Here is a 21455-nt window from a genome sequence, read left to right as displayed (position 1 = left end):
ATGAAACCCATGTCTTAGACCGGCCTGCGACGCCATCAAGGTCCGGTGTGCAGCCAACAACGAAAGATAATTATTTTGGCCCAAATTTCAGAGGCTGCTCGCAGGCGGTTTCAGCTCATCCTGATAAAGCCGTCGCATTATGACGACGACGGCTATGTGATTCGTTGGTGGCGGGCGATGATTCCGTCCAATTCGCTGGCCGCCATCTACGGGATTGCCGCCGAATGTGCCGAGCGGCAGGTGCTTGGGGCCGACACCGCCATCGACATCACCGTCATTGACGAGACAAATACGCGGATCGATTTTGCGGCGCTGATCTCCCAGTTCAAACGCAATGACAATTTCGGGATGATCGCGCTTATCGGCGTCCAGTCCAACCAGTATCCCCGTGCGCTCGATATCGCCCGCCCGTTCCGCGATGCCGGACTGCCGGTTTCGATGGGCGGCTTCCATATCTCGGGATGCCTGTCGATGCTGAGTGGCGACGCGATCGGCCTCGAGGAATGCCGCAAGATGGGCGTTTCCATGTTTGCCGGCGAAGCCGAAGGGCGGCTGGAGATGGTGCTGCGCGACGCAGCCGCCGGCGAGCTGAAACCGCTCTACAATTTCATGAACGATCTTCCCGGCATCGGCGGCACACCGGTGCCTTTCCTGCCGAAGGACAATATCCAGCGCACGCTCGGCCTCAGCACCAGCTTCGATGCGGGCCGCGGTTGTCCCTATCAATGCTCGTTCTGCACAATCATCAACGTGCAGGGCCGCAAATCCCGCTTCCGCTCGGCTGACGATGTGGAAAAGCTGGTGCGCATGAACTGGGCGCAGGGCATCCATAAATTCTTCATCACCGACGACAATTTCGCCCGCAACAAGGACTGGGAAGCGATCTTCGACCGGCTGATCGAGCTCAGGGAAAAGGACGGTATTCCGCTCGGCCTGATGATCCAGGTGGACACGCTCTGCCACAAGATCCCGAACTTCATCGAGAAATCGAAGCGCGCCGGTGTCACGCGCGTCTTCATCGGTCTCGAGAACGTCAATCCGGATAATCTGACCGCCGCCAAGAAGAACCAGAACAAGATCACCGAATATCGTAAGATGCTGCTTGCCTGGAAGGCGCAGGGCATCATGACGCTCGCCGGTTATATTCTGGGCTTTCCGGCAGACACGCCGGAGTCGATCCGCCGCGACATCAAGATCATTCAGGAAGAATTACCGCTCGATGTCATCGAGTTTTTCATTCTGACCCCCCTGCCGGGCTCCGAGGATCATCAGGTTCTCTGGAAGAAGGGCGTCGAAATGGATGCCGATCTCAATATCTACGACGTTGAGCACGTCTGCACCGCGCATCCGAAGATGAGCAAGCAGGAATGGGAGAGCATCTATCAGGAGGCCTGGTCGCTCTACTATTCACCCGACCATATGAAGACCCTGCTGCGCCGCGCTGTGGCGTCCGGCATCAAGCTGAGCAGTCTCGTCAAGGTGCTGGTGTCGTTTGCGACGACCGTGCCGCTGGAGAACGTCCATCCGCTGCAGAGCGGCCTTATGCGCCTGAAGCATCCCTCGGAGCGGCGCCCCGGCCTGAAGCGCGAACATCCGCTGCTGTTCTGGCCGCGTTTTGCCTTCGACACGGCCCGCAAGCATATTTCCCTGGCCGGCACGATCATCGGCCTCAGCGTTTCGGCTTTCCTGATTGCACGCGAGGCCGGCGTCAAGAACTACATGGACAAGGCTCTGACACCGGTCGGTGAGGATGAGGAAGAGGTTCTCGACCTCTTCACCAAGACGGCCGGCGGCACTGCCGCCGTCAGCCATATCAAGAAGGTCGCCGAACTCACACACGCGCGCAAAGCCGTCTGACCGGGTCCTTAGAGCTAGAGCGCGGTGCGTCCAATCGGACGCGCTGCGCTCTAGCTCTTTGAATCTACGCATCGGCCAGCACGCGATCTGCGATTTCAGCGCCTGACCTTATAGCCTCAACAAAAAAGCCCTGCCGCATGCGGCAGGGCTTTTTGAATTTCAGTGCGAAGGAGCCGATTATTCGGCGCTGTCTTCGGAAGCCTTCTTCTTCGGAGCGGCCTTCTTCTTCGGAGCGGCTTCTTCGCCTTCAGCAACTTCTTCAGAAGCCTCAGCCTTGGCGGCAGCCTTCTTCTTCGGAGCAGCCTTCTTGGTGTCGGCCTTCTCGGAAGCTTCGCCTTCTTCGTCGGCGAGCAGCTCCTCCTTCGTCACCTTCTTGTCGGTGACGTCGATTTCGGTGAGCAGGTGGTCGATGACCTTTTCTTCGAAGATCGGAGCGCGGATCGAAGCGGCGGCACCCGGCTGGCTGCGGAAGAATTCGAGGATCTGCTTTTCCTGGCCCGGATACTGGCGCAGCTGTTCGTAGATCGCGCGCTGCATTTCGTCTTCGCTGACTTCGACGCCGGCCTTTTCGCCGATTTCGGAGAGAACGAGACCGAGGCGAACGCGGCGCTCAGCGAGCTTCTGGTATTCTTCGCGCGCCTGCTCTTCGGTGGTGTCCTCATCCTCGAAGGTCTTGCCGGACTGGGCGAGGTCGTTGCTGACCTGGTTCCAGATGCCGTTATATTCAGCTTCGACGAGCTTGGACGGGGTTTCGAACTTGTACATCTCGTCGAGCTGGTCGAGGATCTGACGCTTCAGCTTCTGGCGCGTCAGCGAGCCGTACTGCGATTCGATCTGGCCGCGGACAATTTCCTTGAGACGGTCAGCCGATTCGAGGCCGAGCTTGGTGGCAAGTTCATCGTTGATCTCGACGTCGGCCGGAGCAGCAACTTCCTTGACGGTGACGTCGAAGGTCGCTTCCGAACCGGCGAGGTTCTTGGCCGGATAATCGGCCGGGAAGGTGACATTGATGGTCTTCTCGTCGCCAGCCTTGAGGCCGACGAGCTGCTCTTCGAAGCCCGGAATGAAACGGCCGGAGCCGAGAACCAGTTCGGCATCCTGATCGGTGCCGCCGTCGAAGGCGACGCCGTCGACCTTGCCGACATAGTCCATCTTGACGCGGTCGCCGTTGGCAGCCTTGCCCTTCTTTTCGGCGTAGTCGCGGGCGCTTTCGGCGACCTTGAGAACCTGCTCGTTGACTTCGTCATCGGAAATTTCGACGACTTCGCGAACGACCTTGATGCCGTTGTTGGACTTCAGTTCGATCGGCGGAAGAACTTCGTAGGAGAGCGTGAATTCGAAATCCTGCTCGGCGGCGAGGATCTTGTCTGCCTCGTCCTTGTCTTCCGTCATGGCGATTTCCGGCTGGGTGGCCGACTTTTCGCCGCGGCTGGACAGGATCTGCGTCGGCTGGTCGCGGACGATCTCGTTGACGAGATCGGCCATAACGGACTTGCCGTAGAGCTTCTTGAGGTGACCGGCCGGAACCTTGCCCGGACGGAAACCATTGATGCGCACCTTGTCCTTTACGTCGGCAAGGCGTTCATTCATCTTGTTTTCCATGTCCTTGGCCGGGATAACGACCTTGATTTCGCGCTTCAGCCCTTCAGCGAGMGTTTCGATAACCTGCATGTCTTCCTACCTTCATTCAGTGACGGCCGTGCCCAGACGCCGTTCGTTTCGGTGAGCACGACGCCGGCCAACTGCCGCGCGTGGCTTTTTCTCAATTCCTGTTCGTTCCGTCCGAAGCGGAACAGCACTCGCTTTCCGGGTATCCGGGACAACCAAGTTCCAGTCCTCCCGCMCTGCAAGGCAGCTTGGTGCGGGTAGAGAGACTTGAACTCCCACGCCTTACGGCACCAGAACCTAAATCTGGCGTGTCTACCAATTTCACCATACCCGCGTTCGCAAAACCGCATGCATATGCCTGCACATGAGGCCTTCCGGAGCGCGGCGTCTCTATATCACCCGATTTAGAACAGGCAAAGGAAAAATGAACGGCAAATGACAGCGATTTGCGGGCAAAAGCGCATCGTTCCCATTACCGGCCTCGCCTCTCAATAGAGCGGCTCCTCATAGGCCGGTTTGCCGTCGACCACGAGGCTGCGGATCTGCGCAGCGCCGGAGGAGGAAATGCTTGCGGCAATGGAGACGACGCCCTCGTTGCGCGCCTCCTCCAGCGGCTTTCCTTCGCCTTCCGGCACGTAATAGCGTTCGATTCCGTATTCGACCCGGATCATGTCACCATTATCAGGCCCATAGCTGTAGAAAGGCACGCTGCGCAGGACGACTGTATCCGGCTGTGCCGGCAGTTCCTTAAACGACGATTCGACAATGCCCCAGAAGCCATCCTGCTGGCGCTTGAGGCGAACCCACAGGGTCTGCTCCCCCGCTTTCGCCGGAATGCCGCCAGTAACCGTCGAGACCGGGACCGACGATATGTCATAGTTCAGCACCACATAATCGCCACGCAGGAAATCGCGCGGATCCACGGGAGCGGTTTTGAGCAGCACTTCAGTGCCATTGGCCAGAATCGAAGCTCGGCTCTGAATGATGTAACCGAGGATCAACGTCTGCAGGCCGGCGACCAGGATTGCAGCGACGATATAGAAGCGGCCGGTTTGCGGTCTTGCGAAGGCAAAGCTCATGCGCGTTCCTCCACGCGGCCTGCCGCGAAGCGTCTTTCGAGGCGGATGACGACCCAGGCGACGGCTGCGACCACCAGGCCCGAGAACAGGAAGAGGCTGGACGTGCCGAGGATCGTGCCGACCGTCACCGAGGCAAGATAGAGCATTTCGGCTGCGAAGGCGCCATAGGCAAGGTAGCGTACCGCCCCATTGTCCCGGCCATGCAGCACGATCGCCACAACGGCGGCGCCAAGCGTCAGCAGACCAAGCACGACCATACGGCCGCCTTCGTCMATCTCCATATGAAGCAGGAACAATCCCATGATGGCGACGAGAAAGCTGTAGAATGCCGGAGCAGCGCCCGCCGATCTGACGAGCGTGGAAATCGGGGGGACAGGCAAGGCGGTCAGCAGGAAAGCCGCCATGCCGAAGACCGCGAAGGCAATCGCCACGGAAATCTCGTCAGTCAACACATAGAGCCAGGCCAGCCAGCCGACCACCAACAGATAAGCTAGATGACGGGCGCGGTCGGCGCCGGTGAAGCGCACCAGGCCGATGATAGCAGCCCCCATCACCAACGGCGCATAAGGGCCAAGGCCGAACCAGCGCGTATCGAAATTCTCAAGGTAGACGGCAAAGGAGGCCCAGGAGAGGAAGCCCGCGACGGCCGTCACCGCGGCCGAGCGGAAAAGAACCGCCGAAACGGTCGCCACCGCAAACCAGAGATACATGACCGTCTGTTCGTCGCCAGAGAGATGATACATCTGGCCGACGAGGGAGATGGCGCCGCCAAAGCTCAACGCGCCGATGATGAGCAGGCCGCTGGCGGAGGCCAGCGCACCACGCATAAGAAGAAGTGCAGCACCGATATGAACAGCCCAGATCAGCACCAGCATCAGACCGACACGGACGAGGCGCGGGATATACTCCCAGTTTGAAGCGACGAGCAGCAGCAGAGCCGCACCGAGTAGCACGGCTGCCAGCCCCATCAGCACGCGGCCGAGGCTGAAACTTGCCGGACGCGCATCGTATTCGGCAAGCAGCGCCTCTGCCGTCCCCTTCTGCAGAAGTCCCTTCTCCACCCAGAGCGAGAAATCCCGCTCCAATCTGCCGCGATACATGCCMTACCCCGCATTGATCCGCCATCTTCGGCTTTTGCCTTTATAGCGCAGGATTGCCTCGCGGAAACGCCGACATTCGAAATATGCAAATTCTTCACTGGTCTAAATTGGGTCGCTCGTTAACGAAATACTAACCGCACTATTACTAATATATGAGCATCGCAGGAAGGCATGCATGAGCCGCATAGCCCTCATGAATATATTGCACTGCAAAATACTCAAAAGTCATACTATTTACTGTACATCGAAGCACGGGGATGGCTCCCCGGCCCGGTTTTCCGGAAGCCTGCGGATGATATGTCCGTGATAAGATTCGCAGACGCGCACTCCTCCTCCCAGCGCCCTGCGATAGACTGGCAACACTCCTCCTCCCAGTTGCCAGTCACCATCATGACGCCCACCGGATCCTCCCCCGGTGGGCGTTTTGCTTAACAGGTGGTTAAACGATTAGGATGGTGGCTTTTCAGGCTTTCGCGTTAATCAGGGTGAAGCAATCGTTAAGCCGCTTGAGACGGTCGGGGAGCGCTTTGGAGCACGGGGCCCAATGTTCTTCGCCGTTGATGTATGGCGAAGTGCGCCTACAGGGAAAAGACTATTCGCGGACACCAAAGCCGACCAAATATCCATCCGCGAATGTGGCGGCGTGAGAGAAAATCATTCTGCCTATTCATTGACCAGAAAATGACCAAAGCGTGCAAATAACTGGTTGAGCCTTGCGAATCACGCATAGGTGACTTGAAATCTTGGCTCTGTTAGTTCTTCGCGGCGCAACATATATTCTGGCCATCAAATAGAGGTCAGCGCCGAAGACAGGCTGCTGGCAGGATCAAGCCCTAGGAAAGGGGATTAACATGAACTTCTCTCGCTCTTTCAATAACTGGCGCAAGTATCGTCAGACGATTACGGAACTTGGCCGCATGACCAACCGCGAATTGCATGACCTCGGCATCGACCGTTCGGACATCCATCGCGTTGCTCGCGAAGCTTCCGCCCGCTAAGTACGGGTAATCGCTGCTCCTCCCAAGCAGATTGCCTTCCCAAAACGCCTGCTGCCTCCGCAGCGGGCGTTTTCTTTTTGCCGGCTGGTCAGGCTGCCGCAAAAGTTGCGGAAGTATTAATTCTCGGCCCGCTCAAAAATCGCGCGCTGCATAATTAGCAGGCATAAGAGTGCACAATTGCATAGCAGCCGCCTTTTATTTGCACTGCACAATATCAGGGACCTCCACTATATAGATATCAACCGCAGAGACGGCGATCCCGCCGCTCGCGCAAGACATCCGAGGAAAAGACCATGAACCCGATCCGCATTGCAAAGAGCTGGATTAGCTACCGCCGCACGCTCAACGAACTGGGCAACCTGTCCAACCAGACCCTGTCCGATATCGGCGTCAGCCGTTACGACATCCGCAACATCGCATCCCGCTCGTTCCGCTAAATAGCGAGCAGACTATTATCCAAGACGGCGCCATCGGGCGCCGTTTTCGTTTTCGGGCTTTGCTGACGCCTTTGTCGGAACCCAACAGCCTTCCGGCAGTTCTCCTTCACGAAAGGAGACCATCCCATGACAAACGAACTCAACGCCGGTTTCACCGGCCAGCCGACGAACAAGCCCGAGGGCATTCGCAAGGCCGCTTCGAATACAGCCTCCGTAGTCAGGCGCGAGGTGCAGGCCGTTGCAACGGGTGCTGCCAATCATCCTCATACCGCAAGCTCCGTGGTTGTCGGTATCGGCCTGCTCGCTTTCAGCATCGGCTACCTGCTCGGCCGCCAATCCGTCGAGACGAACCGTTTCTGGAGGTGACATCGTGGCTGGAACTATTCTCGAAAAAGCAACGGATGATGCGCGGGCAGAAGACAGCCCGACGGCCGACGCGCGTCGGCGCGAAATTGCGGAGCAAACCTCCCAGGCCTTGAGTGCCAGGCGTAGGAGCACTCAATCCGCAAAGGGTGAAATCGACACTTTCAACGAACATACGGAAGAAACGACCTCCGACAATCTTCCGAACCTTGCGGCACAACGCGAGGCGGTGCGGGAACATGGCGACGTTTATATTGTCGATACCGATCTCGAAGATGCCGACCAGCGCGAGGCATCGCCAGGAACAAGAGAGCAGAGCTAGTAATCTAGCACGGGTGAAGGGCCGCTTCGATTCTGCAGTTGGATCACATCTGCCGGCGTGATATCAGCCGTCAATGACCCAGAACTCCTCATATTCCCCTATCCACGTCATCGGCGGCGGGCTCGCCGGCTCCGAAGCTGCATGGCAGATCGCTAGTGCCGGCGTGCCTGTCATCCTGCATGAAATGCGTGGCGTGCGCGGCACGGACGCACACAAGACCGATGGACTTGCCGAGCTCGTCTGCTCCAACTCCTTCCGCTCTGACGATGCCACCAGCAACGCCGTCGGCGTCATCCATGCGGAAATGCGCATGGCTGGCTCACTGATCATGGCGTCGGCCGACAAACATCAGGTGCCGGCAGGTGGCGCACTGGCCGTCGACCGCGATGGCTTCTCGGATGCCGTGACCAAGGCGATCCACGACAATCCGCTGATCACGGTCGTGCGCGAGGAGATCTCCGGCCTGCCGCCGAAGGAATGGGATCTGGCGGTTATCGCCACCGGCCCCCTGACTGCCCCCTCGCTTGCGAGCGCCATACAGGCCGAAACCGGTGCGGACGCTCTCGCCTTCTTCGATGCGATCGCGCCGATCGTCTATCGCGACAGCATCGACATGGATATCTGCTGGTATCAGTCCCGCTACGACAAGGTCGGTCCCGGCGGTACGGGCAAGGACTATATCAATTGCCCGATGACTGAAGAGCAATACAACGCTTTCGTTGACGCGCTGATCGCCGGCGATACGGTCGGCTTCAAGGAGTGGGAAGGCACGCCCTATTTCGACGGGTGCCTGCCGATCGAGGTCATGGCCGAGCGCGGGCGTGAGACGCTGCGTCATGGGCCGATGAAGCCGATGGGCCTGACCAATGCGCATAACCCGACCGTGAAAGCCTATGCCGTCGTGCAGCTTCGCCAGGACAATGCGCTCGGCACGCTCTACAACATGGTCGGCTTCCAGACGAAGCTGAAATATGGCGCCCAGGCCGATATCATCCGCATGATCCCAGGGCTTGAGAATGCCGAATTCGCCCGGCTCGGCGGTTTGCATCGCAACACCTACATCAACTCGCCCACCCTGCTCGACCCGTCGCTGACGCTGAAGTCGCGCCCGGGCCTGCGCTTTGCCGGTCAGATCACCGGCTGCGAGGGTTATGTGGAAAGCGCAAGCGTCGGGCTGCTCGCCGGCCGCTTTGCCGCTGCCGAACGCAAGGGAGAGGCGGTTTCCCTTCCTCCGGTAACAACGGCGCTCGGCTCGCTGCTCGGCCACATCACCGGCGGCCATATCGTCACCGATGAGGAGCCGGGTAAACGCTCCTTCCAGCCAATGAATATCAATTTCGGGCTATTTCCTGAGCTTCAGCCGGGTTCGATCGTCAAGCCTGAAGGCGTCAAGCGCTTCCGGGGCAAGGATAAGACGATCATGAAGCGTCAGCTGATCGCCAAGCGGGCGCTTTCGGATTGCGCCGCCTGGCTTGGACAGGATGTCGAACTCGCCGAAAGCKCCYGAGATTAGTGGCCGTTCACCGCCGAGCTATTCGGCACAGGCAGTTCCTTATCCTGCTCGGCAACATAGTTGCCAAGCAGCCAGAGCGACACTTCTGACGCTTCCTTGGCAGAAGCGAACTCGTAGGTGCCGTTGTGATGGGACGCGCTGGCAAATTCGATGCTCAGCCCTCTGCCCGTTTCAGAAGCCAGAACACGCACCGTGCCCGGCTCGATCAGATGGCAGGCGAAATGGCGCGACATGTTACGCATGAAGCCCGCCTTGTTATCATGCAGACGCACGAAGACGGCCTGCCCATCGACTGTCGCCTGAAGCTGGCGGATTGCCTCATTGGGGAATGCGCGGCCGAATTCGATGATGGCAAGGCCCGTGTCGTGCAGGCCATCTTCCTTGTTCTGCGCAGCCATGCGCGTCGCCACGTAGGCGATGAAGATGACGATGGCGAAAAGAACGCACCAGACGATAATGCCCACGCGGTTTCTCCGTTTAAAATGGGGTTATGCCCGACATAACGCACGAGACTTGCGCGAGTTTGACCGTTGTCAGATTTTCTTGCGTATTCCGGCAAGTGCCATGCGCATCTGACGGCGCCATTGCGGCTGCTGTAGCGAGCCTTCCAGAATGGCTGCACCGCGCTTCTGCGCCTTGATCAGCACAGGTTCGGCAAGTGCGACCGGCAAGAAGGCCGGCACGATAACCGGCGACAGTACGGAAGCCCGTGCCTTGGCAAGATGATCGCGCCCGAGCCCGGCAAAGGCCTCGATCGCTGCTGCAATGCGCGGTTTGTCCGCACCGGCCAGGAAGGTTTCCCGGTCGAGGCCTGTCGCCGAGAGAATTTCAAGCGGGATATAGATCTGGCCGCGGCGCTGATGGAGCGGCATCAGCAGCAGCATGCCTGATATCGACTGCGCCACACCKGCATGACCGGCAGCATCGGCGGATTTCATCGCTTCCTCGGGCGAGAGGACGAGGCCTGCAAGCTGGATCAGCGCCGAGGCGGTTTCACCTGCATAGCCTTCCAGCGAGGTGCGGCTTTCCATCGGGTCGTCGTAGAGGTCGAAGATCCGGGCCTCAATCATGTTGACGAGCGTCTGGCGCGGAAGCCGGTGCGTCTCGACGGCCGAAAGAAGTGCAGCCGCCAGCGGATTGGCTTCTATCGAACCGTGCGCATTGCCCTCCAGAAGGTCGCGCCAATACTGCATGCGGATTTCTCCGGGCAGCGGTTCGTGCACGAGATCGCGGATGCGGGCAAGCTCGGCATTGAAGGCATAGAGGGCAGCAAGCGCACCGCGCTTGTCTTCGGGCGATAGCAGGCAGGCGAGGTAGCGGTCGCGATCGGTGTCGCGCAGCATCGCCAGGCTGATATCCTCGCTCGTCTTCACGTCTGCCATGATCAGACCGCGATCAGGGCTGCGGCAACGGCTCGCTGTTCGGCAAGCATGATGTTGAAGGTGCGCACGGCAGCACCCGTGCTCATCGGATCGGAGGAAATGCCACGTGCCTTGAGGGCGGCACGCAATTCCGCGGGCAGGCGGCGAAGCTCTGTGCCGGTGCCGACGAGCAGCACTTCGATATCGGCGGCTTCATCGAGCACGCGGCGGAAGTTTTCCACCGACAGCGGCTTCGTTATATCCATATCCCAGCCATGAATGCCCGAGGGCAGGCAAAGGATGGAGCCGCGATGCGACATATCCGCAAAGCGGAAGCCGCCATTACCATAGGTGTCGATGGGAGCCCGGCCCGGGAAATGGGCGTCGCGGATTTCAATGCCTTTTGCCATGTACCTATACCGCCGGCTTGCCGGATTTCATGCTGATGTCGCCCTCGTCCTCGCCACCGGTCTCACGGCGCAGCCGGAAGATGATGAGAACGGGCGCTGCTATATAGATGGAGGAGAATGTTCCAAGCGCAACGCCGAAGAGCATGGTGAAGGTGAAGGAGCGGATCACAGCACCGCCGAAAATATAGAGCGCGAAGAGCGCCAGCAATGTCGTGGCAGCCGTCAGAATGGTGCGCGACAGCGTCTGGTTGATCGCCGCATCGATCAGGATCGGCAGTGGCATCTTCCTGTAGCGCTTCAGGTTCTCGCGCATGCGATCGTAGACGACGACGGTATCGTTCAGCGAATAACCGACKACAGTCAGAAGTGCGGCCACGCTTGTCAGATTGAATTCCATGCCCGTCAGCACGAAGAGGCCGAGCATGATGATGACGTCGTGCAGCGTCGCAACGATCGCACCAACCGCAAACTGCCATTCGAAGCGGATCCAGATATAGACCAGGATGGCAAACAGCGAGGCAAGGATGCCGATCGTCGCCAGCATCGTCAGCTCGCCCGAAACAGCCGGCCCGACCACCTCGACGCGGCGAAAATCGTAATCCTCGGCCAGTTCGCCACGAATGAATGTCGCGACCGATTGCTCGGCGTTTTCGCCGCCGTCCTGAGAGCCGACCCGGATCAGGGCGTTGGTGGCATTGCCGATCCGCTCGACGCGCACCGGTCCGAGGTTCAGCTCATTGAGACGGGCGCTCAGATCGGCAATATCGGCATTGCCCTGCTTCGCCTTGACCTCGACCAGCGAACCGCCGGTGAAATCGATGCCGAGATGCAGGCCAACCGAGGCGAAGGCGAGCATGGCGGCGATGCAAAGTACGGCCGACCCCGTGAAGACATAGCGGCGGATACCCATGAAACGGATATTGGCGTGCTCGAACAGGCCGGTCAGCGCGCTCTTCGGCAGATGGCGCGGCTGGCGTCTTGCAAGCCAGGCGGCCACGAAGCCACGCGTCAGCGTGAAAGCCGTCAAGATCGTTGTCAGGATGCCGACGGCCAGCGTCACGGCAAAGCCGCGGATGGATTCGCTGCCGACGAAGAACAGGATGACGGCGGCGATGAAGATCGTGACATTGGCATCGACGATAGTGGCGAAGGCGCGCGAGAAGCCGCGCTCAACCGCCTGGGCGAAGGTGGAATGCGGTACCCTCTCCTCTTCACGAATGCGCTCGTAGATCAGCACGTTGGAATCCACCGCCATGCCGACGATCAGCACAAGGCCGGCAATGCCCGGAAGTGTAAGGGTCGCACCGGCAACGCTTAAGACCGCAACGATCAGCACCAGATTGAAGAACAGTGAAACGACGGCGATGATGCCGAGGATGCGGTAGAGCGCGATCATCAGCGCTGCGACAAGCACCACTGCGACAATGCCGGCAGCTAGACCGGAGAAAACGGATTCGGAGCCGAAAACCGGGCTGACGGTGCGCTCTTCAACCGATGTCAGCGTCGCCGGCAGCGCGCCCGCCCGAAGCATGATGGCCAGATCCTCAACGCCTTCTTCGGAGAAATTGGCTGATATCTCGCCACGTCCGTCCGTGATCGGCGTTTCAATAACCGGATTTGCCATCACCTGATCGTCGAAGACGATGGCGAGATGTTTTCCGACATTGGCCGTCGTTGCCTGCGCAAGGCGTTGAGCAGCATCGGCATTCAGCCGGTAGACGACCGCACTATCCTGCGTCTGCGGATCTGTCTTTGTATCGACTTCGGCAAAATCTGCGCCTATCGCAATCACGCCGCGATCGACCAGATAGGGGATCGGCGGATCATCCAGTGAGTAGAGTATCTGCGATGTCGCGGGCCAGCGTCCGGCAAGCGCTTGCTGGCCGGTCATGCTCTCATMGATCAGGTGGAAGGAGAGTGCGGCGGGCTCGTTCAGCAGGTTCTTCAACCGCTCGGCATCGACGGAGCCCAACACCTGCACGGCGATACGGTCATCGCGATCGGGGCGGACAGTGAAGTTCTCCTTGCCGAAGCCGGCGATACGGCGGGCGACGATATCGAGCGAGCGGGTCTGTGCTGCAACCGTATCGGCATCGATCGCCTTGTCGGAAATCTGCAGCGTCAACTGGCCATCATCGCTTTTCTGGAGCGAGACGTCGGCTGAAGTCAGCAGTTGCAGGAGGTCCGCTGCGGCCGGGAGCTGAGCCGTATCGGCAACCTTGACCGTGACCGTCTGCCCGTTGCCGGCCAGACCTGTATAACGGATGCCGGCACCGCGGAGTTTGTCCCGCACGCCGGCGACGGTTGCCTCGAGCCGATCCTTGATGATGTCGGAGCGTTCGAGGCGAAGGACGATATGCGAGCCACCCTGAAGATCGAGACCGAGGGTAACGCGGTCCTGCCGGACCCAGCCCGGCAGGGAGGAAAGCTGCGCCGGGCTGAGAAGATTGGGAGCAGCGACGACGACGGCGGCAATCGCAACCAACCAGATCAGAAGTGTTTTCAAGCGGGAAAAATGGAGCATTCTCTCGACTATCTTCCGATCCGGCGGCGTTTGCTATTGCATGTTATGCTGCGTCGGCCTTGACCGGCTCACCCTTAACGCGGATTTCGGAAATGCCGGTGCGGACGATGCGGACGCGCACGCCTTCAGCGATTTCGACTTCGACTTCCTTCTCGTCGATAACCTTGGTGACTTTGCCGACGAGGCCGCCGCCGGTGACGATCTGGTCGCCGCGACGGATCGCCTTCAGGGTTTCCTCGCGCTTCTTGGCCTGCGCGCGCTGCGGGCGGATGAGCAGGAAATACCAGACCACCATCAGCGGCACGAACAGGATGATCATTTCGAGGCCTGAACCGCCAAAAGCGCTCGTGGCGTCAGTTGCGCTCTGGGCAAATGCCGGGGTGATAAACATGCTAAGCTCCTCAGGCTATGGGCGGCGGAAGCCCGCCTCTCTTTTCAAGTCGCCGGACTATAGTTGCAGCCTTGATGAATGCAACAAAAACAGCCGGAAAGCGTACCGATTCCGCTGCCTCATAACCTTTCCGCTGTGGAAAGGCCATGCTACCCGGCATCAAAAAAGCGAAAGCGGATTATCGCTGCAATCTATGAAGGAGGCACCCGATGGCCGAGGAAATCAATAGTGTTCTGCTTCAGGAGCTGAAGAGGCTTGCGGACGCGGTCGAGCGGCTAGCGGGACCGGCGCCTGCCGTCAACGACTGGAACGCGGCCGACTGCTTCGTCTGGTCCCCTGCCCGCCAGCACCTCCAGCCCGTTCAGCGCCCTAACCGGGTGGCGCTGACGCTTATTCGTGGCGTCGATCACGTGCGCGATATCCTGCACGAAAACACCGTGCGTTTTGCGGACGGCTATGCCGCCAACAACGTGCTGCTCTGGGGAGCGCGCGGCATGGGCAAGTCCTCGCTGGTCAAGGCCGTGCATGAAGATGTGCGCCGCGAAAGCGGCGTATCGCTGAAGCTCGTCGAGGTGCATCGCGAGGATATTTCCAGCCTGCCGGCACTTCTCGATCTGCTCAAGGATACGCCGCACCGCGTCATCGTTTTTTGCGACGATCTTTCCTTCGACCACGACGATACCGCCTACAAGTCGCTGAAGGCGGCGCTCGACGGTGGTGTGGAAGGGCGTCCGGACAATGTGCTGTTCTATGCCACCTCCAACCGGCGTCACCTGCTGCCGCGTCACATGATGGAGAATGAGCAGTCGACGGCGATCAATCCGTCCGAAGCCGTCGAGGAGAAGGTCTCGCTCTCCGACCGTTTCGGCCTGTGGCTCGGCTTCCACAAGTGCAGCCAGCAAGACTATCTGACGATGATCGATGGTTATGCCGACCACTTCGAGCTCGGCCTCGATCGCGAGAAGATGCATGCCGAAGCGCTGGAATGGGCTACMACGCGCGGTGCCCGCTCCGGYCGCGTCGCATGGCAGTATATCCAGGATCTGGCGGGCCGCATGCGCGTCCATCTCGACCGCATCTGAGCATTTTGCGCGACGCGCCTCGAAACGACAAAAGCCCGGCTGATGACCGGGCTTTTGCATTTTCCTGAGACGCTCTACCTACTCAGAAATATCGCTATTCAAGAAATGTCATCGGGTTGACCGGGGAGGCGTCCTTGCGGACTTCGAAGTGGACCTGCGGCTGCTTCACGTCGCCGCTCATACCCGACACGGCAACCGTCTGGCCACGCTGGATCTTCTGACCGCGGGCGACGCTCAGCGTATCGGCGTTGCCGTAGACGGTGACGGTGCCGTCATCGTGACGGACAAGAACCGTATTGCCGAGCTCTTTCAGGCCGTTGCCGGCATAGATGACGACGCCATTTTCGGCGGCCTTGATCGGCGTGCCCTGCGGAACCGAGATGTCGATGCCGTCATTGCGGCTGCCGTTGACATTGGCGCCATAGGCCGCGATCACCTGGCCGCGAACCGGCCAGCGATACTTGCCGATGCCGGTGGCTTCAGGAGCCGCAGCGCTGACATCGGATTTTTTCTCGACGTCATCGACCGTCTGCGTGGCGGCAGGAGCCTTATAGGGCGCCGGCTGCGCGGAGGCGGTCTGGACCGGTGCGCTTGCCGACTGGGCGGGCTTTACCTGATCGACCTTCTGCGCCGGAATGGAGGCAGTCTTGATCGTATCGGCGGAAGCCCCGCCATTCGGGATCTTCAGCTCCTGGCCGATGCGGATCGAGCTTGCCGACAGATTGTTGGCGGCCTTGATGTCGTCAACGTTGGCACCTGTCGCCCTGGCGATCTTGGCAAGAGAGTCACCCTGCTTGACCGTGTAGGTACCGACAGCACCCTTCGGATCCTTGCCGGCGCCGGCGGGAAGCTTGCCTGTCGGGTCCGCGCTTGCGACGGTCTTGTCGCGAGCGGAATTGGCGCCCGGAACAACAGCCACTTTCTGTTCCTGGCCCTTCGTCGGCTGCGGCAGATCGCCCGGTTTGGAAAGGTCAGCGGACTGGGCTGCGGCCTTGGCGGCATTGTTGCCACCATTAAAGGTCGGGATGAGGATCGCCTGGCCGGGCTGGGCGGCAGATGCCGTCTTCAGATTGTTGACGCGCAGGATTTCCTTTTCCGGAACGCCGTAGCGACGGGAAAGCACGGCGATGTTCTCACCGGGACGTAGCGTGACGGAGGGCGCATTTGCGCCGGACCAGCCGGAGACCTTCGGTGTCGTGCCTGTAGTCAGCGTATCGGGCGCAACCTTCAGAGCTGCCGCGGCCGGTGAAATACGGTCAGGCTTCGGAGCGGACGGGAACGGCTGGGCGAGAGCGACGTCCCTCTCCCGCTGACGCGGGGAAACTGAGCCTGCGCTTGGCGGTGAGAGATCGGAACGCTGAACGGAAACCGGTGTGGATGCCATCCGCGCGCTGGAGCCGACCGGCTCATAGCTCGGACGGCCCGGATAAGGCTGACTCATGCCCTGATTGTTGGAGGCATACACCGGCCGGCCCTGGTTATTCGCGCCATACCCCGGCTGGCCCTGATTGTTCCCGGCATAGGCCGGCTGGATGGCTGAGCCGCCGAGATCCGCGCGCGGCACCGGATCACCCTGTGCGCCATTGAAACCTCTGCGGGGGATGGAATTTGTCGTCATCTGATCCTGCCCTGAGGAGGAAAACAGACTACCGAACCGTGTCACATCGGAGCTGCAGCCTGTTGCTGCACTCGCCAGCAAGGCGACGACCAGGAGGTTACCAGCCGACTTCCCAAACTTCGGCGAAAGACTGAAACGCATGACTCGACCCACTTAGAACGCAACCATTTGTGAATCTATTAAAGCGCGTTAGTATTACCACGCGGTTAAGATGCTGGAATCAGTGCTATATTTTTGAGAACTTGATAACCATAGTTTGCGGGCGAAAAATCATAGCCCGCCGGCCCTTGAGCCAGATGCCGGTTAAAGCTGAGAAGCGAGCCGGGGAATGATCGGCAGGTAGGGAGCGTCGAAGAGCTCTTCCCGCTCAAAGMGGCTGCCGGTTTTAGTCAGGCGAACCATCCTGCATTCATTTTCGGAGATGATCAGCGGCGCGATCATGGAGCCGCCGGAAACGAGCTGATCGGAATAGAAGCGCGGCATGGAACTAAAGGCAGCGGTGACCAGGATGCGATCGAAGGTGCCCTCGCCCTGCATGCCGGCGCTGCCATCGGCCTGACGGATGATGATGTTGCGCAGGCTTAAAGTTTCCACGCGGCGCTGCGCCGAAAGCGTCAGCGTCTTATAGCGATCGACTGTCAGCACGCGTTCGGCAATACGACCGATGACCGCCGCGGTGAAGCCGCTGCCTGTGCCGATTTCGAGTACGCGCTGGCCGGGGCGGACTTTCAGATGATGCAGAAGGCGGACGGCAAAATCGACGCCTTCGAGAAAGGAACCGCAATCAATCGGAATGGTGCGGCTGGAATAGGCATTCTCGACGAACTGCGGCGGCACGAAGAGCGAGCGCGGTGTCTGCTCGACTGCGGTCAGCAAATCGATGTCGGAAATGCCTTCTGCGCGCAATCTGAGGACCAGCGCTGCAAAGCCTTCCTTCTCGGCCAGTTTCGCCGTCACCCCTTTACTCCATGTCCGAGGGCCCGCGCCACGCGGTCCGTCACGGAATAATCGGTCAGATCCAGTTTCAAAGGTGTTACCGAAATCTTATTATGCTTCAGCGCGTGAATATCGCTACCCTCGGTGAAGGCGCCGGCACGTTCGCCGAATTTCAGCCAGTAATAGGGAAAGCCGCGGCCATCGGTGCGCGCATCGACCTGCAGGTTGAAGGCAAGCTTGCCCTGCGCCGTCACCTCCACGCCCTCGACTTCATCAGGACGACAGTTCGGGAAGTTGAGATTCAGGAAGGTGCCCTCGGGCAGATCKACCGTCATCAACTTTTCGAGCAGCGCTGGCGCATGCGCTTCGCAGACCTCCCAGGGCAGGATGCGCGCGCCGTCATCATAGACATAGGCCTGGCTGAGGGCGAAGGAGCGCACGCCCTGCATCGTGCCCTCGATGGCGCCGGCGATCGTGCCGGAATAGGTTACGTCGTCGGCGACGTTGGAGCCGGAATTGACGCCTGACAGTACCAGGTCCGGCTTGATGTCCAGCACCTGCTTGATGCCCATGATGACGCAATCGGTCGGCGTGCCGCGCAGCGCGTAGTGCTTGTCGGAGATCTTCCGGAGCCTCAGCGGCTCCGAAAGGCTGAGCGAATGCGCAAGGCCGCTCTGGTCGGTTTCGGGAGCGACGATCCAGACGTCGTCCGAAAGCGTCCTTGCAATCCGTTCCAGCGCACCCAGGCCCTCGGCATGGATACCGTCGTCATTCGTCAGCAGGATGCGCATTATCTCAGGCCGCCCGTTCGATCTTCGTCAGGCCGCCCATATAGGGCTGCAAAACGTCCGGAATCGTGACCGAACCATCCTCGTTCAGATAATTTTCGAGAACCGCGATCAGGCAACGGCCGACCGCCGTTCCGGAGCCGTTCAGCGTGTGGACGAACTTTGTCGCCTTGTCGTCCTTGCCGCGGTAGCGGGCGTTCATGCGACGCGCCTGAAAATCGCCGCAGACCGAGCAGGACGAGATTTCGCGAAACGCGTTCTGTCCCGGCAGCCAGACTTCGAGGTCGTAAGTCTTGCGCGAGCCGAAGCCCATATCACCGGTGCACAGCGTCATGGTGCGGAAATGCAGGCCGAGGCGCTTCAGCACCTCTTCCGCACAGGCCGTCATGCGCTCATGCTCGGCGAGCGAGCTTTCAGCGTCGGTGATCGAGACCAGCTCGCACTTCCAGAATTGATGCTGGCGCAGCATGCCGCGCGTATCCCGGCCGGCAGAGCCTGCCTCCGAACGGAAGGACGGCGTGAGCGCAGTGAAGCGCAGCGGCAGCTTTTCCTGATCGAGGATTTCCTCGCGAACCAGGTTGGTCAGCGTCACTTCCGCAGTCGGAATGAGGTAGCGGCCATCCGTCGTCTTGAAGAGATCCTCTTCGAACTTCGGCAGATTACCGGTGCCGAACAGTGCCTCGTTGCGCACCATCAACGGCGAGGAAACTTCGGTGTAGCCATGCTCGGTCGTGTGGAGATCGATCATGAACTGGCCGAGCGCACGCTCCAGTCTGGCGAGCGGACCGGTCAAAACCGTGAAGCGCGAGCCGGAGAGCTTGGCGGCGCGCTCGAAATCCATATAGCCGAGGGCTTCGCCGATTTCGAAATGCTCTTTCGGCTTATGGTTCCAGCGCGGCCTCTCGCCGACGGTACGGGTCACGACATTGTCGTGTTCGTCCTTGCCGACCGGCACCTCGTCGAGCGGCACGTTCGGGATGCGTGACAGCTGATCGGCGAGTTCGGCGGAGAGCGTGCGCTCTTCCTCTTCGGCTGCCGGCAGCGTCACCTTGATGTCGGCGACTTCGGCCTTCAGCTTTTCGGCAAGCTCGGTGTTCTTCTGCGCCATGGCAGCACCGATCTCCTTGGAGGCGGCATTGCGGCGGGCGAGCAGATCCTGCGCCTTCTGCACGGCGGAGCGGCGCTTTTCGTCAAGGGCGATCAGAGATTGCGACAGAGGTTCCGCACTGCGCTTTGCAAGGGCAGCATCGAGAGCCTCGGGATTCTCACGGATCCATTTGATATCGAGCATCGTCGTTCCAGATCGTTTCAACAGAATGAACCGGTCGGAGGAAACCCCGACCGGATGGGAAACGGCAGAACTCAGAGAAATGTCCTGATGCGCTCAGACGCTGTCCGTCTTGGCGACATCGGAGGATTCGGAGGCCTCTTCAACCGCCTGCTTGGAACGCTGACGCTCCACGAGTCGTGCCGCGTAGATGGAAATCTCGTAGAGAAGGATCGTCGGCAGCGCAAGGCCGATCTGGGACATGGGATCGGGCGGCGTCAGGACCGCGGCCACGACGAAGGCCAGCACGATCGCGAACTTGCGCTTTTCGGAGAGCCATTGCGACGTAAGAAGCCCGACGCGGGCAAGAAGCGTGGTGATGACCGGAAGCTGGAAGACGAGGCCGAAGGAGAAGACCAGCGTCATGATGAGGCTCAGATATTCCGAAACCTTCGGCAGGAGCGAGATCGCCACCTCGTCATGGCCCGGTGCCTGCTGCATCGACAGGAAGAACCACATGACCATTGGCGTGAAGAAGAAATAGACCAGCGCGCCGCCCATGAGGAACAGGATCGGCGAAGCGACAAGGAACGGCAGGAAGGCCTGGCGTTCGTTCTTGTAGAGGCCGGGAGCGACGAACTTGTAGATCTGCGCTGCAATGATCGGGAAAGCGATCACCAGRCCGCCGAACATGGCAACCTTGACCTGCGTGAAGAAGAATTCCTGCGGTGCCGTATAGATGAGCTGCGCCTTCTCGACATCGAGATGAGCCCAGCTGACAGCAAGCTTGTAGGGGAAGACGAGGTAGTTGAAGATATGCTTGGCGAAAACGAAGCACACGATGAAGGCAATGAAAAATGCCGCAATCGACCAGATGAGCCGCTTGCGCAGCTCCATGAGGTGTTCAATCAACGGCTGCGGCTTGTCTTCTGTTTCACCGCTCATGCCTCATCCTTCTTTTTTCTTACGGCCGGCGTCTTGACTTCGGTCGGCTTCTTCGTTGCCGCAGCGCGCTTCGGCTTTTCAACCGGGGCGGCAACCAGTGCGACCTCGGCAGCCTTGTCTGCCGCCTTCACGCGCGGCTTGCGTACGGCCTTTGGCTTTTCGGTCACGGCAACCGTCGCAACAGGCTGAGGCGCGGGAACGATCGGTGGTGTCTCCGGCAAGCTCATCGAAGGCACCGGCACAGACACGTCCGCAGGAGGCACTTCCGTCTTGTTCCCACCGCCCTGCTCTACCGGCGTATCGACTTTCGTCGAATTCTGCAGGTCGGCCTTGATCTCGTTGCCCATCTGGCGCAGCGGGTTCATCGCCTCGCGCAGGCTGTTGACCGGGTTCAGACTCTGGGCGTCACTGATCGTGCGGCGCACGTCGTCAAGCTCGGCTTCGCGCAGCGCTTCGTCGAACTGGGCACGAAATTCGCCCGCGACCTTGCGGGCACGTGCAGTCATCTTGCCGAAAGCGCGCAGCATCGGCGGCAAATCCTTGGGACCGACGACCACGATCAAAACGACCGCGATAACCAAAAGCTCGGTCCAGCCAATATCGAACATGCAAGGCTCCTGAACGGGCGGCGCGGGGGCTGCGCCCTTTCCCGTAGGTGATTACTTCGTTTCGTCGGCCTTGTGATCAACGGTCTTGCCCGTCTCCGGCGCGTCCTCGTCGGTCATGCCCTTCTTGAAGCTCTTGATGCCCTTGGCGACGTCGCCCATCAGTTCCGGGATCTTGCCGCGACCGAACAACAACAGCACGATGGCCAGAACGATAAGCCAGTGCCACATGCTAAAAGAACCCATTACGC

At 59.9% G+C, this 21455-nt stretch carries 22 protein-coding genes and 1 tRNA gene; 7 read left to right on the top strand and 16 right to left on the bottom strand.

The genetic code is table 11. The features are described 5' to 3' along the window. The first annotated feature begins 75 nt into the window (after positions 1-75). A complete protein-coding gene (locus tag AC1DNW_RS19405; protein WP_113295696.1) occupies positions 76-1857 on the top strand; it encodes a radical SAM protein in 1782 nt (593 codons plus the stop codon). Positions 1858-2034: 177 nt separating this feature from the next. On the opposite strand, the gene tig is transcribed toward AC1DNW_RS19405, so the two are convergent. From tig to AC1DNW_RS19385, 4 genes are all read right to left on the bottom strand, one after another. Beyond that, a complete protein-coding gene (gene tig / locus AC1DNW_RS19400; protein ID WP_113311608.1) occupies positions 2035-3528 on the bottom strand; it encodes a trigger factor in 1494 nt (497 codons plus the stop codon). A gap of 186 nt (positions 3529-3714) precedes the next feature. Then, a tRNA-Leu gene (locus AC1DNW_RS19395) sits at positions 3715-3799 on the bottom strand. 154 nt (positions 3800-3953) lie between these two features. Beyond that, entirely contained in the window at positions 3954-4544 is a 591-nt protein-coding gene (locus tag AC1DNW_RS19390) for a GDYXXLXY domain-containing protein (protein WP_113311607.1), read from the bottom strand. Then, a complete protein-coding gene (locus AC1DNW_RS19385) occupies positions 4541-5644 on the bottom strand; it encodes a DUF2157 domain-containing protein (RefSeq protein ID WP_477854089.1) in 1104 nt (367 codons plus the stop codon). The genes AC1DNW_RS19390 and AC1DNW_RS19385 overlap by 4 nt, the downstream gene beginning before the upstream one ends. A gap of 851 nt (positions 5645-6495) precedes the next feature. Here AC1DNW_RS19385 and AC1DNW_RS19380 point away from each other — a divergent pair. From AC1DNW_RS19380 to trmFO, 5 genes are all read left to right on the top strand, one after another. Further along, complete coding sequence (locus tag AC1DNW_RS19380; RefSeq protein ID WP_113295700.1) at positions 6496-6642, top strand: YjiS-like domain-containing protein; 147 nt, start codon at positions 6496-6498, stop codon at positions 6640-6642. A gap of 293 nt (positions 6643-6935) precedes the next feature. Next, positions 6936-7079: a DUF1127 domain-containing protein gene (locus AC1DNW_RS19375; protein ID WP_113295701.1), complete on the top strand. Its 144-nt coding sequence runs from the start codon at positions 6936-6938 to the stop codon at positions 7077-7079. Positions 7080-7205: 126 nt separating this feature from the next. Further along, the gene (locus AC1DNW_RS19370) at positions 7206-7445 is read left to right on the top strand and encodes a hypothetical protein (RefSeq protein ID WP_113311605.1); all 240 of its coding nucleotides are present in this window, start codon (positions 7206-7208) and stop codon (positions 7443-7445) included. Next, positions 7363-7764 carry a DUF2934 domain-containing protein gene (locus AC1DNW_RS19365; RefSeq protein ID WP_477835679.1) on the top strand — a complete coding sequence of 134 codons (402 nt, stop codon included), beginning with the start codon at positions 7363-7365 and terminating at the stop codon, positions 7762-7764. Before AC1DNW_RS19370 ends, AC1DNW_RS19365 begins: the two co-directional genes overlap by 83 nt. A gap of 73 nt (positions 7765-7837) precedes the next feature. Then, positions 7838-9277, top strand: coding sequence for a methylenetetrahydrofolate--tRNA-(uracil(54)-C(5))-methyltransferase (FADH(2)-oxidizing) TrmFO (trmFO, locus tag AC1DNW_RS19360; RefSeq protein WP_477854088.1), 1440 nt, complete (start codon positions 7838-7840; stop codon positions 9275-9277). On the opposite strand, the gene AC1DNW_RS19355 is transcribed toward trmFO, so the two are convergent. The 5 genes from AC1DNW_RS19355 to yajC all read right to left on the bottom strand — a co-directional run bounded on the left by AC1DNW_RS19355 (position 9274) and on the right by yajC (position 13963). Next, on the bottom strand, positions 9274-9741 hold the full coding sequence (locus tag AC1DNW_RS19355) for a hypothetical protein (RefSeq protein ID WP_113311603.1): 468 nt from the start codon (positions 9739-9741) through the stop codon (positions 9274-9276). The two genes, trmFO and AC1DNW_RS19355, sit on opposite strands and share 4 nt — an antisense overlap. A 69-nt stretch (positions 9742-9810) precedes the next feature. Continuing rightward, positions 9811-10659, bottom strand: a complete 849-nt coding sequence (locus tag AC1DNW_RS19350) for a phytoene/squalene synthase family protein (protein ID WP_113311602.1) — start codon at positions 10657-10659, stop codon at positions 9811-9813. 2 nt (positions 10660-10661) lie between these two features. Further along, positions 10662-11048, bottom strand: coding sequence for an Mth938-like domain-containing protein (locus tag AC1DNW_RS19345; RefSeq protein ID WP_113311601.1), 387 nt, complete (start codon positions 11046-11048; stop codon positions 10662-10664). Between the two features lie 4 nt (positions 11049-11052). Beyond that, on the bottom strand, positions 11053-13572 hold the full coding sequence (gene secDF / locus AC1DNW_RS19340; RefSeq protein WP_477854087.1) for a protein translocase subunit SecDF: 2520 nt from the start codon (positions 13570-13572) through the stop codon (positions 11053-11055). A gap of 43 nt (positions 13573-13615) precedes the next feature. Continuing rightward, on the bottom strand, positions 13616-13963 hold the full coding sequence (gene yajC, locus AC1DNW_RS19335; RefSeq protein WP_113295708.1) for a preprotein translocase subunit YajC: 348 nt from the start codon (positions 13961-13963) through the stop codon (positions 13616-13618). A gap of 209 nt (positions 13964-14172) precedes the next feature. On the opposite strand from yajC, the gene AC1DNW_RS19330 reads away from it, so the two are divergent. Then, positions 14173-15045 (top strand): ATP-binding protein, encoded by an 873-nt coding sequence (locus tag AC1DNW_RS19330; RefSeq protein ID WP_113311599.1) that lies wholly within the window; start codon positions 14173-14175, stop codon positions 15043-15045. 94 nt (positions 15046-15139) lie between these two features. Here the strand turns inward: AC1DNW_RS19330 and AC1DNW_RS19325 are convergent, their stop codons facing one another. The 7 genes from AC1DNW_RS19325 to AC1DNW_RS19295 all read right to left on the bottom strand — a co-directional run bounded on the left by AC1DNW_RS19325 (position 15140) and on the right by AC1DNW_RS19295 (position 21450). Beyond that, entirely contained in the window at positions 15140-16804 is a 1665-nt protein-coding gene (locus AC1DNW_RS19325) for a peptidoglycan DD-metalloendopeptidase family protein (protein WP_477854086.1), read from the bottom strand. Between the two features lie 162 nt (positions 16805-16966). Next, positions 16967-17620 (bottom strand): protein-L-isoaspartate(D-aspartate) O-methyltransferase, encoded by a 654-nt coding sequence (locus AC1DNW_RS19320; RefSeq protein ID WP_477854085.1) that lies wholly within the window; start codon positions 17618-17620, stop codon positions 16967-16969. Further along, complete coding sequence (gene surE, locus AC1DNW_RS19315; protein WP_113295712.1) at positions 17617-18390, bottom strand: 5'/3'-nucleotidase SurE; 774 nt, start codon at positions 18388-18390, stop codon at positions 17617-17619. Before surE ends, AC1DNW_RS19320 begins: the two co-directional genes overlap by 4 nt. A gap of 4 nt (positions 18391-18394) precedes the next feature. Further along, positions 18395-19678: a serine--tRNA ligase gene (gene serS / locus AC1DNW_RS19310; RefSeq protein ID WP_113311597.1), complete on the bottom strand. Its 1284-nt coding sequence runs from the start codon at positions 19676-19678 to the stop codon at positions 18395-18397. A 93-nt stretch (positions 19679-19771) separates the two neighbouring features. Beyond that, positions 19772-20599: a twin-arginine translocase subunit TatC gene (gene tatC / locus AC1DNW_RS19305; protein ID WP_113295714.1), complete on the bottom strand. Its 828-nt coding sequence runs from the start codon at positions 20597-20599 to the stop codon at positions 19772-19774. Continuing rightward, a complete protein-coding gene (tatB, locus tag AC1DNW_RS19300; protein ID WP_113311596.1) occupies positions 20596-21207 on the bottom strand; it encodes a Sec-independent protein translocase protein TatB in 612 nt (203 codons plus the stop codon). Before tatB ends, tatC begins: the two co-directional genes overlap by 4 nt. 51 nt (positions 21208-21258) lie before the next feature. After that, a complete protein-coding gene (locus tag AC1DNW_RS19295) occupies positions 21259-21450 on the bottom strand; it encodes a twin-arginine translocase TatA/TatE family subunit (RefSeq protein ID WP_113295716.1) in 192 nt (63 codons plus the stop codon). Positions 21451-21455 lie beyond the last annotated feature (5 nt).

The sequence above is a fragment of the Rhizobium sp. 05L429 genome (assembly GCF_056397645.1).
Note: the sequence above shows the minus strand (reverse complement) of the source record. Positions and strands in the feature narration are given on the sequence as shown.

Bases quoted from the DNA above. Each gene is read 5' to 3' on its own strand.
- AC1DNW_RS19325 (WP_477854086.1), bottom strand. From the start codon at position 16,804: ATGCGTTTCAGTCTTTCGCCGAAGTTTGGGAAGTCGGCTGGTAACCTC.
- yajC (WP_113295708.1), bottom strand. From the start codon at position 13,963: ATGTTTATCACCCCGGCATTTGCCCAGAGCGCAACTGACGCCACGAGC.
- AC1DNW_RS19345 (WP_113311601.1), bottom strand. From the start codon at position 11,048: ATGGCAAAAGGCATTGAAATCCGCGACGCCCATTTCCCGGGCCGGGCT.
- AC1DNW_RS19295 (WP_113295716.1), bottom strand. From the start codon at position 21,450: ATGGGTTCTTTTAGCATGTGGCACTGGCTTATCGTTCTGGCCATCGTG.
- AC1DNW_RS19375 (WP_113295701.1), top strand. From the start codon at position 6,936: ATGAACCCGATCCGCATTGCAAAGAGCTGGATTAGCTACCGCCGCACG.
- AC1DNW_RS19390 (WP_113311607.1), bottom strand. From the start codon at position 4,544: ATGAGCTTTGCCTTCGCAAGACCGCAAACCGGCCGCTTCTATATCGTC.
- serS (WP_113311597.1), bottom strand. From the start codon at position 19,678: ATGCTCGATATCAAATGGATCCGTGAGAATCCCGAGGCTCTCGATGCT.
- AC1DNW_RS19370 (WP_113311605.1), top strand. From the start codon at position 7,206: ATGACAAACGAACTCAACGCCGGTTTCACCGGCCAGCCGACGAACAAG.
- tatB (WP_113311596.1), bottom strand. From the start codon at position 21,207: ATGTTCGATATTGGCTGGACCGAGCTTTTGGTTATCGCGGTCGTTTTG.
- AC1DNW_RS19380 (WP_113295700.1), top strand. From the start codon at position 6,496: ATGAACTTCTCTCGCTCTTTCAATAACTGGCGCAAGTATCGTCAGACG.